The following is a 14,029-nucleotide window of genomic DNA, read 5'->3' as shown; positions in this document are numbered from 1 at the left end:
CGGGCGGTGCCGCGGCGTTCGCGGCGGCCGTAGGGTGGTGCTCCGGTGCCGGGAGCGGGAAGCTCCCGGCACCGGGTGTTTGCCTGCGTGGCCGCGGCGGGCTCCGCTCCCCCGCTCCCGGCCGCGCCACGCGCAGGAGTCCTCATGGAACAGCAGGGTCAGCCCCTGGAACCGCCGCTCGTCCTGGAACGCCTCGCGCGGGCCTTCACCGAGGGGAACCGCTGTCCCGGGGCCGGGGACGGATCCGACGTGGCGAGGGCCAGGGACACCGCCGCCGCCTGGCAGGACGGCTCCGCGGGCGACCCGGACGTGACGGAGGAGTGGCTGGCTCTGCCGGGACCGGCGGGGCGGCGGATCAGGGTCTGCATCCTCAGGCCCGCGGGGGTGACGGGGCCGTTGCCGGTGGTGCTGTATCTGCACGGGATCGGCTGGACACTGGGGAGTGCCACCGCCCATCGGCGGCTGATCGACGACCTGGTGCTCGGCGTGGACGCGGCCGTCGTCGTGCCCGAGTACGACCGGGTCCCCGAGGCCCGCTATCCGGTGGCGGTGGAACAGGGGCTCGCGGTCGCCGGATGGATCGCCGACCACGGTGCACAGTGGCAGTTGGACGCCGGGCGGATGGCGGTGGCGGGGGTCTCGGCGGGCGCCAATCTGGCCGCCGGGGTCACGCTGCTGGCCCGACGCAGCGCCGGGGTCCGGTTCCGGCACCAGGTACTGGTCTGCCCGGTCACCGACTCGGCCATGGACACACCGTCGTACGGCCTCTTCGCCGAGGGGTTCTTCCTGGGCCGCGCCGCGATGAGCGGCTTCTGGGAGGCCTACGTGCCGGATCCCGCACGGCGGTCCGAGAGCGCCGCCTCGCCCCTGCGGGCCACCCCCGAGGAGCTGTCGGGACTGCCCCCGGCCCTGGTCGTGACCGCCGAGGCGGACGTCGTACGCGACGAGGGCGAGGCGTACGCAGCGAGGATGCGGGAGGCCGGGGTGCCGGTGGTGTCGGTGCGGTACCAGGGGACGGTCCACGGCTTCGTCCTGTTCGGCGCCCTCCGGGAGAGCCACGCCTCCCGGGCGGCCAGGACCCAGATGACGGACACGCTCCATGTCGCCCTGCACAGCGGCTGTCCCTGAGTCCGGGCCGCCGCCCTGCGCGCCGTGCAGTGTCGGAACAGCACCGGTCGTCCACGGTCAAGGCCCGGGCCGGGGGCGGCCGTAGCGTCGTCGGTGGGCCGTCGCGCCCGCCACGCGGTGGGCGTTTCCCGGCTCCCGCGTGCGACACCGAGTCTCAGGAGCACCACCCTCATGACCACCGCTTCCGCCGCGCCGGCCACGTCCGCCACCACGGCACCGGCCGCTGCCCAGCCCCTGCTGCACCAACGGGGTGCGGAGATCCAGCACTTCGGCACGGTCAAGCAGCTGCCGATCGCCCTGTCGCACGATGCCCGGATGTACGCGTGCCAGCGGCTGAACCGTCTCCTGGCGGATACGCAGATGCTGTACGGCCTCTACAAGAAGCACCACTGGCTGATGCGCGGCGCGACCTTCCACCAGCTCCACCTGCTGCTCGACCAGCACGCGACCGCGCAGCTCGCCGTGGTGGACGCCCTCGCCGAGCGGGTGCAGAGCCTCGGCGGAGTGGCCGTCGGCGACCCCCGTCACGCCGCCGAGATCACCTCGATCCCCCGTCCGCCGAACGGCGTCGAGGAGGTTCCGGCGATGCTGTCGCGGCTGCTGGAGGCACACGAGACGATCCTCGGTGACGCCCGGGACGCCGCACGGAAGGTCGCGGAGCACGGGGACGACGGATCCAACGACATGATCGTCTCCGAGGTGATCCGTACCGGCGAGACCCAGACGTGGTTCCTGGCCGAGCACCTCGTCGACACACCGCTCACCCATGTGAGCCGGACGGCTGCCGCGCGCCCTCAGGACGGCGCCGCTCGCGGCTGAGCCCTCGGCGGTCCCGTCGCCCGGGTGGCCGGGTCCGAAAGACGCCCCGCCGGTGCCCCGGGAAGGGACGAACCCGTCCCGGGCGCCGTCAGCCCTCGCGCAGGGCCTGCGCGAGGGCTGCCCGCGAGGTGATCCCGAGCTTGGGATAGATCTTGTACAGATGGGTGGCGACGGTACGGGGTGAGAGCTGGAGCTGCTGCCCGATGTCCTTGTTCGTCAGTCCGGTGGCGGCGAGCCGGGCGATACGCGTCTCCTGCCCGGTGAGCTGCTCCCGGCCCTCGGCCCGGGTACCCACCTGGTGGCCGTCCGCCCGCAGTTCGGCCGCGCACCGCTCCTCCCAGGGCGTGGCGCCCAGTCCGGAGAAGACCTGGCGGGCCTCCATCAGGACGTCGCGGGCTCCGGCCCGGCGGTGTCTGCGCAGCCATGAACCGTGCGCGAGCCGCAGCCGGGCCGTCTCGAAGACCCAGCGTTCCGCACCCGGCACGGCGCACGCCTGGCGGTAGCGTTCCTCGGCCTCGTCGTCGGGCGCGGCCAGGGCCTCGGCCGCGGCCAGCAGGAACGCGTGATGGGCGGAGATCCCGTCCATCCGGGCTGCCCGCCCCGCCTCCAGGTGCCGCTGCGCCTGCTCCCGCCGGCCGGTGTGCACCGCGGCGTCCACGAAGTCGAAGAACGGCAGGTGGAACCAGGGGAGACCGGTCGGCAGCACCCCCGGCGGGGTGAGTTCGGCCATGCGGGAGTACGCCTCCTCGTACCGCCCGTGGGCGAGGGCGGCCAGGCCGTGCAGATGGTCGAGGTGGTCGGTGACGAACCGCATACGGGCCGTGCGGGCGACCGGGCCGATCAGCGCCTCGATCCGCTTCAGGCCCTCCTCGTCGCCCCGTCCGGCGAGGAAGTGCGCGTAGTGGTGCCGGAACAGCAGGGCGTTGCAGTGGTAGCCGAGTCCCTCGGACGCCTCGGCCTCACGCAGGCAGTCGTCCGCGGAGTCCCAGCGGCCGAGGAGGAAGTCCTGGTAGTACCTTGCCTTGGCGACCGAACCCTGGGTGGCGTAGGCGTGCTGGCCGGTGAACCGCCGCCACAGGCCGCTGTCGGCGACGTCGACGGCCGTGGCGGTCCACAGCAGCAGCCAGGCGGCGCCGGCCTCCTGTTCCTCGTTCAGCCCCTCGCTGAGCAGCGCGAGTTCGTCGGCGGCGCCCTGCGCCGTGCGGGCCGGGTCGGACCAGGCGCGATGGCAGAGCCTCGCCAGCGGCGACACGTTGTCCAGGTGTCTGTCCAGGGCGTGCCAGGCGCGAGCGTCGTCCGTGTACGTGGCGGCGAGCAGCAGCTTGAAGAACACCTGCTCGGCCAGGCCGCCGAAGGAGTCCGCGCCGGGCACGGCGAGGGCGTCGAGCGCGCCGGGCAGCAGGGTGAACGAGGACTCGAAGTCGATCCGGTGGCTCTGGTCGACGTAGACGACGGCGTAGGCGAGGAGCGGTGCGATGTCGTCGGGCACGGGCCCCCGGCGCAGCTCCTCGACGAGCCGGCCGGTGTGGGCGAGGCGGCCACCGCGGGCGGCGGTCACGGCTGCCCAGGTCATGCGTCGGGCGCGGTCCGCGGGGTCGGAACTGAGCATCGCCGCGCGGTCGAGCAGCAGTGCGCCCTCGGCGTCGGCGCCCCGCGCGGCGATGCGCTGTCCGGCCCGCTCCAGGCGGCCCGCGAGTGCCTCGTCGGGGTGCGCGGCGGCGGAGGCCTCGTGGACCAGCCGTCTGGGTTCGTCGTGCGGCAGCCGCGCCGCCAGTGCGAGGTGGGCCTGACGTCGTTGGTCCTCCGTCGCCCGGGAGATCACGGCGCTGCGCACGAGCGGATGCCGGAAGGCGAGGCGCCCCGATGGGTCCGAGCGGGCCAGGCCCGTGGCCTCGACCTGCTCCCTCACGTCCTCCGCCACCTCCCCCGCCGGTCCCGGCTGCCCGGCCGGGGAGGCGCCGTACGCCCCGCCGCCCAGGGCGGCCAGCAGGAGAACCCGCGCGGCGTCCGGCGACAGCACCTCCAGCCGGTCGGCGAACATCCGCTCCAGCTTCTGTCCGAACGGCAGACGTTCGGGCAGGGGCTCGAGCCCGCGGAGCACGTCCCCGTCCAGTTGCGCGGGGAGCTCGACCAGCGCCAGCGGATTGCCGGCCGCCTCCGACAGAACCCTGTCGGCGGTGCTGGCCGCCAGGCCGGGATGCCTGCTGCGTAGCAGTGCGCCGGCCTCCTCGGGTGCGAGAGCGTGGATCTCGGCGGGTGACGCGGGCCAGCCCTCGGCCGCCGCGGCCCCCGGCCGGGCGGCTGTGACGAAGGCCAGTGGCAGTTCACCGATGCGGCGGTGGAGGAAGGCGAACACCCCGGCGCTGGAGGAATCGATCCACTGCAGATCGTCGATGACGATCAGCAGAGGGCGGACGCGTGCCGCCTCGGCCAGCAGGGCCATCGAGGCGGCGCCCACCAGGAACCCGCCGGCCGGCGGCCCGGAGCGCAGCCCCAGAACACTCTCCAACGCCTCGCGCTGCGGGTTCGACAGGGCCGAGGAGCGTTCCAGCAGGGGGTGCAGCAGCTGGTGCAGCGCACCGAACGCGGTTTCCGCCTCGGCTTCCACCCCGACCGCCCGCAGGACGGCGAACCCGCTGTCGCGGGCGAGCGTCTCTGCCAGCTCCAGCAGCGCCGTCTTACCGATGCCGGCCTCACCGCGCAGCAGGACGGACGATCCCCCGGATCCCGACCGGGCGTGGCTCAGGACGCGGCCGAGCAGGTCCCTCTCCGCGTGCCGGCCGACGAGTTCGCTGCCGGCCATCTCGGCGGACCTCCTCATGTGCCCCGGACACGTGGCGCGTCCGGCTGAAAGACAGCATATCGACCGTTTGTCCGAGTGGACGGCCGGCCGCCGCGGACAGTCCGGCACCGGCCTGTGCGCGGCTCCGGACGCCCGGCACCGCGGGCGCCGACCCCGAGGGCGGCCCCGGCCCGACCGGGGCCAGGCATCTTCTACAGGGGAGTAGAAGCATAGAGTTGCCCCCGCCGGCTCATGGCGCCGACCGGTGCGCTCGGTGGCCGGGAACGTGGTTTCGGTCAGAATCGTTGTGTGTGAGCACGCCTAGATGAGGAGCCCTCGCTTGTCCGCCAGATCGACGGACCCTTCGGGATACAGTCCCCGACCATCCCGCCCAGCGCTTCCTGAGCACGGCACGCGGCGGGGTGGTGTCGGATGAGTGCCGTACAGGCGTGGCTGGGCGTGCTGTCCGTCTTCGTGCTGACCGCGGGCACCGGTTATTTCGTCGCCCAGGAGTTCGCGTACGTCTCCGCCGACCGGCTCGCCCTCGCCCGGGAGGCCGAAGCCGGGGACAGGAGGGCCGCCCGGGCGCTGACCGTGCTGGGCCGGTTGTCGTTCATGCTGTCGGGCGCCCAGCTCGGTATCACCGTGACCGGTCTGGTCGTCGGTTTCATCGCGGAGCCGTCCGTCTCCGCGCTCCTGCGGCCGGCCCTGTCCGGCCTGGGCATCCCCGACGGCGCCGTGAGCGGCATCTCCGTGGTGCTCGCGTTCGTCCTGGCCACCGTGGTGCAGATGGTGCTGGGCGAGCTGGCCCCCAAGAATCTGGCCATCGCCGTCCCGGAGCGGCTGGCGAAGTCCCTGGCCGGTTCCACACTGGCGTATCTCAAGGTCGTCGGCCCGGTGGTGCGGATCTTCGACGGGGCGGCGAACAAGCTGCTGCGGAAGGTCGGCATCGAGCCGGTCGAGGAGCTGCACCACGGCGCCACCCTGGAGGAGCTCGGCCATCTGATCGGCGAGTCCCACGAACAGGGCCAGCTTCCGCGCGGCACGGCGGAACTGCTCGACCACGCCCTGGAGTTCTCGGAGCGGACCCTGCACGCGGTGATGGTGCCGCGCGCCGACGCGGTCTTCGTCCGCAAGGACGCCACGGCCGCCGAGGCGATCGGTCTCATCGGCAGGCACGGCCACTCCAACTACCCGGTGCTCGGCGACCACCCCGACGATGTCGCGGGTGTGCTGGGCGTGCGGGAGCTCATGGGGCTGCCCGCCGGCCGGCTGACCGCCGCGACCGCCGGGGCGGTGGCACGCGGGGCGCTGCTGCTGCCGGACACCCTGCCGCTGCCGGCTGCCGTGGAGCGGATGCGGGAGCGGGACGACGAGTTCGCCGTCGTCCTGGACGAGCACGGCGGCGTCGCCGGGGTCGTCACGTACGAGGACATCGCCGAGGAGCTCGTGGGTGACATCGCCGACGAGTCCGACACGGTCACCGAGGTGGCCGTCGCGGACGGCGACGGGTGGATCGTGGACGCCGGGCGCCGCCTGGACGAGGTGGCGGAGACCACCGGGATCGAGCTGCCCGCCGAGGAGGACTACGACACCGTGGCCGGCCTGATCATCGACCGGCTCGGGCGCTTCCCGGCCATCGGCGACCGTCTCACGGTGCCGCTGTCCCACGGGGCGGTCGCGGCCATCGACGTACGCGCCCTCGACCGGCACGTGCCGGAGCGCATCCGTATCGAGCGTCTGGCGGACCGGCCGGAGGAGCAGGCATGAGTTTCCCGATGGCGATCTTCGTCACCGTGCTGCTGCTGGTCGGCAGCGGGTTCTTCGTCGCGGCCGAGTTCGCACTGGTCGCCGCCAAACGGCACCGCATGGAGAAGGCCGTGGCCGAGGGCCGGCGCGGCGCGAAGGCGGCGCTGGCCGGTATGCGCGAGCTGTCACTGATGCTGGCCGGCGCACAGCTCGGCATCACGGTGTGCACGCTGGGCCTGGGTTCGGTCTCCAAACCGGCGATCTCCCACGAGCTCGACCCCCTGCTGCACGACCTGGGGCTCCCCACCGCGCTCAGTTACGGCGTCGCGTTCGCGGTGGCGATGATCGTGGTGGTCTTCCTGCACATGGTGCTCGGCGAGATGGCACCCAAGTCCTGGGCCATCGCCCACCCCGAACGCTCCGCGATGCTGCTCTCCCCGCCCTTCCGGAGCGTCGTGAAGACGGTGCGCCCGCTGATCTGGGTCCTGAACAGGATCAGCAACGCACTCGTACGGCTGTGCAAGGTCACCCCGCGCGACGAGCTGACCTCCGTCCACAACCGCGAGCAGCTCACCCACCTGGTGGAGGAGTCCGAGCGGCTGGGCCTGATCAGCGAGACCGACTCCGAGCTGCTGACCCGCTCACTGACCGAACCGGACACCCCGGTGCGCGACCTTCAGATCCCCGCTTCCGGCATCTCCGCCGTCGACGGCGACGCGGACGCGGAACAGATCCTGCGCCTCGCTGCCGACACCGACCGCACCCGGCTGCTGGTCCTCCGGGACGGGACCGTCCTGGGTTCGGTGCACGCCCGTGACGTCCTCGTCGCGCGCGCCCAGGGACGGGCGGCCTCGGCACGTGAGCTGGCCCGTCCCGTGCCGGAACTGACCGAGGACGCCACGGTCGCCGAGGCGATCGAGCTGCTGCGCCGGCGCCGGGCCTCGCTCGCCGTCGTCCGGGACGCCTCGGGACGGCTCACCGGCATGGTGAGTCTGGACGACCTGCTGGCCCGCCTCCTGCAACCCCAGTCCGCGTAGGACCCGCACGTCTCCGAGCGCCCCGGCCCTGCGCCGGGGCGCTCACGCGTGAGGGTTCACCGGACCGGCCGGCGCCTGCCTCCCCTGCGCAGCGGCAGATCGCCGAAGGCGGCGTCGTTGGGGGTGAGTTCCACGGTCCGGGCACTCTTGTACTCGTGGATCAGGATGGACCGGTGGCGGTCCGTCGTGTTGCTGCTGGCACGGTGCTCGGTGAGGCAGTGCAGGAACAGCACCGATCCCGGACGGGCAAGGACCGGCACCGCCTCGTGGGCCCCGGGCTCGGACTCGTGGCGGAGGTGGCTGCCCGGCCGTACGAGGGTGGCGCCGGACTCCGCGTCCATGTCGTCGAGGTAGATCAGCGCGGTGACCAGCTCGGGCCGGGTGTGCCGGTCCGTTTCGAGGTCGCGGTGCCAGCCCTCCTCGGCCCTCAGACGGGAGGGTCGCAGCCGGGCGAATCCCATGTGGAAGTTGATGTCGGGCCCCAGCAGCTCCTCCACGACGTCCAGGACCCGCTCCTCGCGGATGAGCGCGTACCAGTCGTCCCCGGCCAGCGGAGTGTTGACGATCTTCCACACGGCGTACGGGTTGAACGGGTCCAGGTGGGGCAGGGGCGTCCCGGACGCGGCGTGGACGTGCAGCCGGGGGTGGCCGGAGTACGGAGGGTCGATGAGGCCGGACAGCATCTTCTTCAGCTGCGCCACCTCCGCCTCCGAGTAGAGGTCGGCCACCAGATATCCGTCACGCTCGAACACGTCGCGGTTGTTCATAGCGGGCTCCTCATGAACCGGTGCTGGAGTAGCGGTCGATCCCGCTCCGCCAGAGCAGGACCGCGGGCAGGAACAGCAGGGGCCCCGCGAGAGGCAGGAGCCAGACGAACGGTGAGTCGGTCCTGCCCAGGATGTAGAGGCAGGGGAAGTAGCCGACGAAGGCGAACGGCACGACCGTGGAGAACACCGTCATCAGCCACTTCGGGTAGAAGCTCATCGGCAGTTGCGCGAAGGTGTCCAGACGCCAGATCAGCATGCTCAGCATCGCGTCCTGCCGCAGCCAGAAGGACAGGGCGGTGACGGCGAGGTGCATGGCCGCGAAGACCAGCGCCGAACCGGCCAGCGCCAGCGGGATGAAGAGCAGCACGGGCCCGGAGAGCTCCGCCCCGCCGACGTGGAGGGCGACGCCGAGCATGCCCGTACCGACGGCGATCTCGATCCAGACGTCCGTGTCGACCTTCGAGAACAGGATGAGCATCAGCGGGTTCGCCGGACGGACGAGGTAGTGGTCGAGCTCCCCGCTGCGCACCATGTCCGGGATGTCGAGGGTGCCGAAGAAGACCGTGTTCCACAGGGCGCGGGCCACCGTCGTGAAGCCCGTGAGCGCCGCCCACTCGGCCAGTGTCCAGCCGTGGATGCCGTCCGACGCGGAGAGGGCCAGCATGAAGACGGCTGCTCCGGACACGGCCTGGACGAGCGCCCCGATGTTGGCCAGCAGGACCTCGCCCGGGTGCACCAGATGGCTCCGGAAGTTCATCCGGGTGGCGAGCAGCGCGATTCCCGCGGACTTCCGCATCCCGGCCAGGGTGTCAGCCACCGGCGATCACCAGCTTCCGCAGGGCGGCACGGGTGCACAGGACAGCGGCCGCGGACAGCAGGACGGCCCAGCAGGCGCCGAGGGCGACGACCCGGTCGTCGACGAAGGGGTCCCGGACCAGGGTGCCGAGCGGGGTGTAGAAGCCGTGCACGAAGGGGGTCCAGAGCGCGGCGTCACGCAGACCGGCGGGGTACAGCGAGATCGGCATCATCGAGCCGCCGAGCAGGAGCAGCAGTGCCTCACGGACCTCGTTGAGCCCTTCGACACGACGGATGAAGAACGCGGACAGACCGATCAGGTAGCTGAAGTCGAAAAGGACGACGAAGGCGATGGCGGTCGTCAGCATCAGACGCCCGACGTGGGCAGGATCGAGGGTGAAGGGGTGAAGCACCGCGGCTCCGGCGATCGACGCGGGCACGCCGACGAGCACGGTGACACCGGCGGTGCGGCCGATCGCGGCGGAGAACCACTGCGTCAGGAACCCGGTGGGCAGGAGGAGTTCGGACACGATCCTGCCGTCCCTGATCTTCGTCTCCAGCTGCCGGGCCAGCGCGAGCCCGGGGAGACACAGCACCCAGACGGTACCGGCCGCCGCGTACACCGTCGTCTGGTGCAGGGTCAGCCCGCCTGCCCGCACCTGGCCGTCGCCGCCGGCGTACACGGCGCTCCACAGCGCCACCTGGAGGCCGATCAGCAGGAGGGCGCCGATCCCCTGCGCGAAGGCCCGGGTCCGGTAGTGGAAGGCCAGTTTCATCTGCATGCCGGCGATGGCCTGCTGGGTCCGCCATCCACGCCGCAGAGTGCCCGTCACGCTCCCTCCAGGTAGAGGTCCTTGATGAGGGTCTCCAGGCTGGGGGCCTCGATCCGCACGTCGTCGACCTGTGGGTCGGCGAAGAGTTCCGTGAGGAGCCCGCCGGGCAGCTCCCCCTGGGCGAAGACGTACGTGGTGACCGTGCTGGTCCGTTCCTCGGACCGGGCAGGTCCCGGCAGCGGGGGCAGCCGGTGGCCCGCCGCGTGGTGGATCACCAGGGTCCGGCGGCCGCCGCCGAGCGTCCGGAGCTCGTCGATCTTCCCGTCGTACACCAGCCGGCCGTCGTCGATCATGACGATGCGGTCGCAGATGGCCTCGACGTCCCGCAGGTCGTGGCTGGCCATGAGAACGGTGGGCGCGGTGTCCTGGCGGAGGTCGCGCAGGACGTCGCAGATGGCCTCCCGCGCGAAGATGTCGAGGCCGATGGTCGGTTCGTCGAGCAGGAGAAGACGCGGCGCGTGCAGCAGTGTGCCCACGAGCTCGGCCCGGGTGCGGTTGCCGAGGGAGAGCTCACGCACGGGGGTGCCGAGGTGCCGCCCGATGTCGAGGCGGGCGACGAGATGGTCGTGGCGGCGTCGGAAGAGGGCCGGCTCGATGTCGTAGACCCGCCGCAGCAGCTCGTAGGAGTCCCTCACCGGGAGGTCCCACCAGAGGCTGGCGCGCTGGGCGGCGAGATACCCCAGCTCCGCGGAGAGACGACGGCGTTCCGCGTGCGGGTCACGGCCGTCCACCGTGACCCGGCCGGAGGTCGGCGTGAGGATCCCGGCGACGAGCTTCATGGTGGTGGACTTGCCGGCCCCGTTGAGCCCGATGTAGCCGACCGCCTCGCCCTCGTCCACCCGCAGGTCGATGCCCCGCAGCGCCTCCACCTCGCCGCTGACCCTGCGAAGCAGCCGGGTGAGGCGGCCGCCGGTCTCGGGGGCCCGGCGCACCCGGTAGGAGCGGTGCACGGACTCCAGCTGGACTCTCACGGGGCCGCCCCCGTCCACGCGTCGTCGGCGATGCGGTCGATCGCAGCCACCTCGGCGGAGGTCAGGGCGAACTCGCCGGCCGTGAGGTTCGCGGTGAGATGGGCGGGTGAGGCCGCCTTCGCCACGGCCGGCACCCCGTGTTCCAGGTGCCAGCGCAGCAGGATCTGATGGACGCCCCGGCCGCGGTGTCCGGCGACGGCCTTCAGCACGGGGTGCCCGAGGTCGTTCTCGCTGAAGGGACTGTGCCCCTGGACCGCGACGCCCAGGGCGGCGTGGTGCCGGAGAAGGGCGGGGTCGAACCAGCGCGGGCCGAAGGCGACCTGGTTCACCGAGGGGGTCACGCCCGAGCGGGCGACGAGGTCGTCCACCTGCGCGGGCCGGAAGTTGCTGACTCCGATGGCACGGACCAGGCCCGCCTCCCGTGCGTCGACGAACCGCTCCCACACGGCCAGTGACCCGTCCGGGTCCAGCGGTCCGTGGATCAGCCAGAGGTCCAGGTGGTCCACACCCAGCAGGTCCAGGCTTCGCAGCAGCGTCTCGCGTTCACGTCCGGCGTCCTCCTCGGGGAACTTGGTGACGATCAGCAGGTCGTCGCGCTCGACGCCCGATGCGCGGATCCCCGCCCCCACGTCCTGCTCGTTGTCGTACCCGGTGGCGGTGTCGACGCAGCGATATCCCAGGGCGAGGGCCTGCTGGACCGCGCGGCTCGCCTCCCGGCCGCGCAGCTGCCAGGTGCCCAGGCTCACCGGGGGGAGACCGAACGGCAGGGTGCCGGCCCCGCTCACCGGGCGCCGCTCCCGCCGGTCACGGCGTCCAGCCGGTCGAACGCCGTACTCACAGCCGTGAGCAGATCGAGGTTCGCCCGGTCCCCCAGGATCTCGAAGTAGCGTCGCGCGAAGCCGAGGTTGGACCGGTTGATGAAGTTGGCGGTGACGGAGACGGTGCCCGTGAGGTTGTGCACCTCGTGGGCCCAGCCGCTGGGTGTCACCACGATGTCTCCCGGCTCCTGGACCAGCGTGACGGCGTCCGTGCCCTCTCCGCCCGGCGGACCGCCGCAGCCAGGAGGCAGCAGACGCAGCTCCTCGGCGCGGTTGGGAGGGTGGAAGGTCCATCGCTTGCGCCCCGATCCGAGCAGGTTCCAGGCGGAGCTCGCCATCGTGTCGACGTGCAGCGGGGAACTGGTCCCGGCGCCGCCGATCATCAGCCACACCCAGTCGGGGCGTACGTCATCGGGCAGGGCCAGCAGCCAGTTCATCCTGCGGACCTCACGCGGGACCAGTTTCCACAGCGTGGGTTCGAACTCCGAGACCAGCTGGTCGCGCAGGTACAGTCCCCGTGGCCGCTCGGCCCGCGACTCGTCGAGGATCTCCCGCAGAGCCACGGTCACGGGCCTGCGCCCGGCGCCCTCCGCGACCACGGGGCGGTCTTCGAGCTCCCGCAGCCGCGCCTCCCCCAGCGCGGCGTACACCGGCCAGTCGCGGCCGGCACCGCGCAGCACGGCGGGCCGGTCGCCGCACATCGCGGCGGTGACGGTGCCGTCAGGCGTTGAAGTAGTCAACGCGGCTGCCTCCTTGCGCCTGACGTGCCCAGTCCTCGCGGTGCCCGCTCAAGGCCTGCGCCCCGAAGGTGTCCTCGATGTCGGCCCGTGCGCGCAGGCCCTGTTCGAGGTTCTCCCGCTCCGACATGCAGCGCGCCCGCTTGGCCGTCACCTTCTCCCGTACGGTCCCGGCGGGGTCCGACGCCCGGAAGGGCGCCTCCGGCACGGTCACCGTGCACATCGGCGCCGCCCAGCAGGTCCGGCAGGAACCCGCCTGTACGGCGTCCCGGAACATGCCGAGCTGCTCGACCCCGGCCAGCGGGTCGACGCCCCGGTCCGTGTGGCCGACTGCGAAGTCCGGGGACTGGTATTCGTACGAGGAGTACAGCGTGCCGTCCGAGCCGAGCACGAGGTATTCGTTGCCCGGGACGAACTGGACGCCCAGCAGGTGCCCGAGCCGGGGGCCGCCGTCCCGCGCCGGCTGGTTCAGGGCCCGGTGGAAGGACCGGTGGAGGAAGCCGTGGCTGAAGGCGAAGCGGTAACGGCCCGACTGTTCCCGGGTCTCGTAGGGCAGTTGGTGCGACGCGACGAAGAGGTCCCAGACCCGGCGCTGTTCCGCGAACATCTGCCGGAAGTCCGAGTAGGACTCCTCGCCTCCCGGCAGCAGCAGGTCGAAGTCCCAGGCCAGCGCGCGCAGCGCGGTCGGCCACTCACTGAAGTACCGGTACAGGGAGGCCTCGTCGAGCGGCGCGGACAGGACGCAGATGACGGCGACGCGTGAGGCGAAGTACTCGGGCCGGTACTCCGCGAGCCAGTCGGTCCGCTCCCGTACCCGGTCGTGGGTCCCTCTGCCGCGCCGGTCGATCCGGTAGCGGTCGTGGTTGGGCCCGTCGATGGAGATGTTGAGGTAGATGTCGTGCTCGACCAGGAAGTCGACGATGTCGGGGGTGAGCAGCATGCCGTTGGAGTTGACCTGGATGATCAGGTTCTCCAGGTGCGAACCGACCTCCCGCTTCCGCTCCTCCAGGGTGAGTACGGCCTGTTTCAGCTGGTCGAAGGCCATCAGCGGCTCACCGCCGAAGAAGTAGACCGCCCGTTGGGCGGGCTCCAGCCGTTCCTCCCCGGTGACGAACAGGTCGATCGCCGCCTTCACCATGTCCGCTGCGGGCGACGCGGTCTGATGCGGCCGTGTCCCCGGATAGGCGCCGCCGTAGTAGCAGTACGTGCAGCGGATGTTGCACTGCTCCGTGGGGTTCAGCATGAGCACGCGTACCCGCGGCTGTTCCAGACGCGCGTCCGGCGGCAAATCGGGGAACTGCCAGCCGGTTCCTTCGAACGGCCTGATCAGTGCGGCCAGTTCCTCGATCTCGCTCTCCTCCCAGACATCTTCGGGTGGGGCCGGGGGGCCGCCCCGGGCCTCTTCCGGGGCCGGCGGCCCAGTGGTCCGCCCGCAGGAGGGACGCCTGGCGGGGAGTGATCCGGTGGACCTCTCCGGTGGCGGGTGCGTACAGGTGGAAGCGGCCCGCCCTGCGGTCGCTCTCCCAGACCTTGTAGAGCCAGGTACGACCGCGCTCCTGACGGATCGACACATCGCTCTCACCGGCGTTGACG

At 72.0% G+C, this 14,029-nt stretch carries 12 protein-coding genes; 4 read left to right on the top strand and 8 right to left on the bottom strand.

Translation table 11 applies throughout. From position 1 onward, the window contains the following. The first annotated feature begins 144 nt into the window (after window positions 1–144). Window positions 145–1,128 carry an alpha/beta hydrolase gene (locus P8A20_RS31645; RefSeq protein WP_147962425.1) on the top strand — a complete coding sequence of 328 codons (984 nt, stop codon included), beginning with the start codon at window positions 145–147 and terminating at the stop codon, window positions 1,126–1,128. Window positions 1,129–1,299: 171 nt separating this feature from the next. Further along, a complete protein-coding gene (locus tag P8A20_RS31640; protein WP_147962424.1) occupies window positions 1,300–1,947 on the top strand; it encodes a Dps family protein in 648 nt (215 codons plus the stop codon). Between the two features lie 88 nt (window positions 1,948–2,035). Here the strand turns inward: P8A20_RS31640 and P8A20_RS31635 are convergent, their stop codons facing one another. Continuing rightward, on the bottom strand, window positions 2,036–4,750 hold the full coding sequence (locus P8A20_RS31635) for a helix-turn-helix transcriptional regulator (RefSeq protein ID WP_147962423.1): 2,715 nt from the start codon (window positions 4,748–4,750) through the stop codon (window positions 2,036–2,038). 411 nt (window positions 4,751–5,161) lie between these two features. Between P8A20_RS31635 and P8A20_RS31630 the strand changes: the two genes are divergently transcribed. Beyond that, entirely contained in the window at window positions 5,162–6,499 is a 1,338-nt protein-coding gene (locus P8A20_RS31630; protein WP_306104712.1) for a hemolysin family protein, read from the top strand. Next, on the top strand, window positions 6,496–7,515 hold the full coding sequence (locus tag P8A20_RS31625) for a hemolysin family protein (protein ID WP_306104711.1): 1,020 nt from the start codon (window positions 6,496–6,498) through the stop codon (window positions 7,513–7,515). Before P8A20_RS31630 ends, P8A20_RS31625 begins: the two co-directional genes overlap by 4 nt. A 56-nt stretch (window positions 7,516–7,571) precedes the next feature. Here the strand turns inward: P8A20_RS31625 and P8A20_RS31620 are convergent, their stop codons facing one another. Genes P8A20_RS31620 through P8A20_RS31590 form a run of 7 tightly spaced genes read right to left on the bottom strand, consistent with a single transcriptional unit; the run spans window position 7,572 to window position 13,679 of the window. Then, window positions 7,572–8,282 (bottom strand): phytanoyl-CoA dioxygenase family protein, encoded by a 711-nt coding sequence (locus P8A20_RS31620; RefSeq protein ID WP_306104710.1) that lies wholly within the window; start codon window positions 8,280–8,282, stop codon window positions 7,572–7,574. A 10-nt stretch (window positions 8,283–8,292) separates the two neighbouring features. Continuing rightward, window positions 8,293–9,099 carry an ABC transporter permease gene (locus P8A20_RS31615; RefSeq protein ID WP_306104709.1) on the bottom strand — a complete coding sequence of 269 codons (807 nt, stop codon included), beginning with the start codon at window positions 9,097–9,099 and terminating at the stop codon, window positions 8,293–8,295. Then, window positions 9,092–9,910 (bottom strand): ABC transporter permease, encoded by an 819-nt coding sequence (locus P8A20_RS31610; protein ID WP_147962418.1) that lies wholly within the window; start codon window positions 9,908–9,910, stop codon window positions 9,092–9,094. Before P8A20_RS31610 ends, P8A20_RS31615 begins: the two co-directional genes overlap by 8 nt. After that, complete coding sequence (locus P8A20_RS31605; protein ID WP_147962417.1) at window positions 9,907–10,881, bottom strand: ATP-binding cassette domain-containing protein; 975 nt, start codon at window positions 10,879–10,881, stop codon at window positions 9,907–9,909. Before P8A20_RS31605 ends, P8A20_RS31610 begins: the two co-directional genes overlap by 4 nt. After that, window positions 10,878–11,666, bottom strand: coding sequence for an aldo/keto reductase (locus P8A20_RS31600; protein ID WP_306104708.1), 789 nt, complete (start codon window positions 11,664–11,666; stop codon window positions 10,878–10,880). The genes P8A20_RS31605 and P8A20_RS31600 overlap by 4 nt, the downstream gene beginning before the upstream one ends. Next, complete coding sequence (locus tag P8A20_RS31595; protein ID WP_261988911.1) at window positions 11,663–12,439, bottom strand: cupin domain-containing protein; 777 nt, start codon at window positions 12,437–12,439, stop codon at window positions 11,663–11,665. Before P8A20_RS31595 ends, P8A20_RS31600 begins: the two co-directional genes overlap by 4 nt. Then, window positions 12,420–13,679 carry a radical SAM protein gene (locus P8A20_RS31590; RefSeq protein ID WP_306104707.1) on the bottom strand — a complete coding sequence of 420 codons (1,260 nt, stop codon included), beginning with the start codon at window positions 13,677–13,679 and terminating at the stop codon, window positions 12,420–12,422. Before P8A20_RS31590 ends, P8A20_RS31595 begins: the two co-directional genes overlap by 20 nt. Between the last annotated feature and the right edge of the window lie 350 nt (window positions 13,680–14,029).

Origin of the sequence: Streptomyces sp. Alt3 (assembly GCF_030719215.1) — a bacterium.
GTDB classification, from domain to species: Bacteria; Actinomycetota; Actinomycetes; order Streptomycetales; family Streptomycetaceae; genus Streptomyces; species Streptomyces glycanivorans.
The sequence above is the reverse complement of the archived record's forward strand: the minus strand, read 5'-3'. Positions and strand labels throughout refer to the sequence as shown.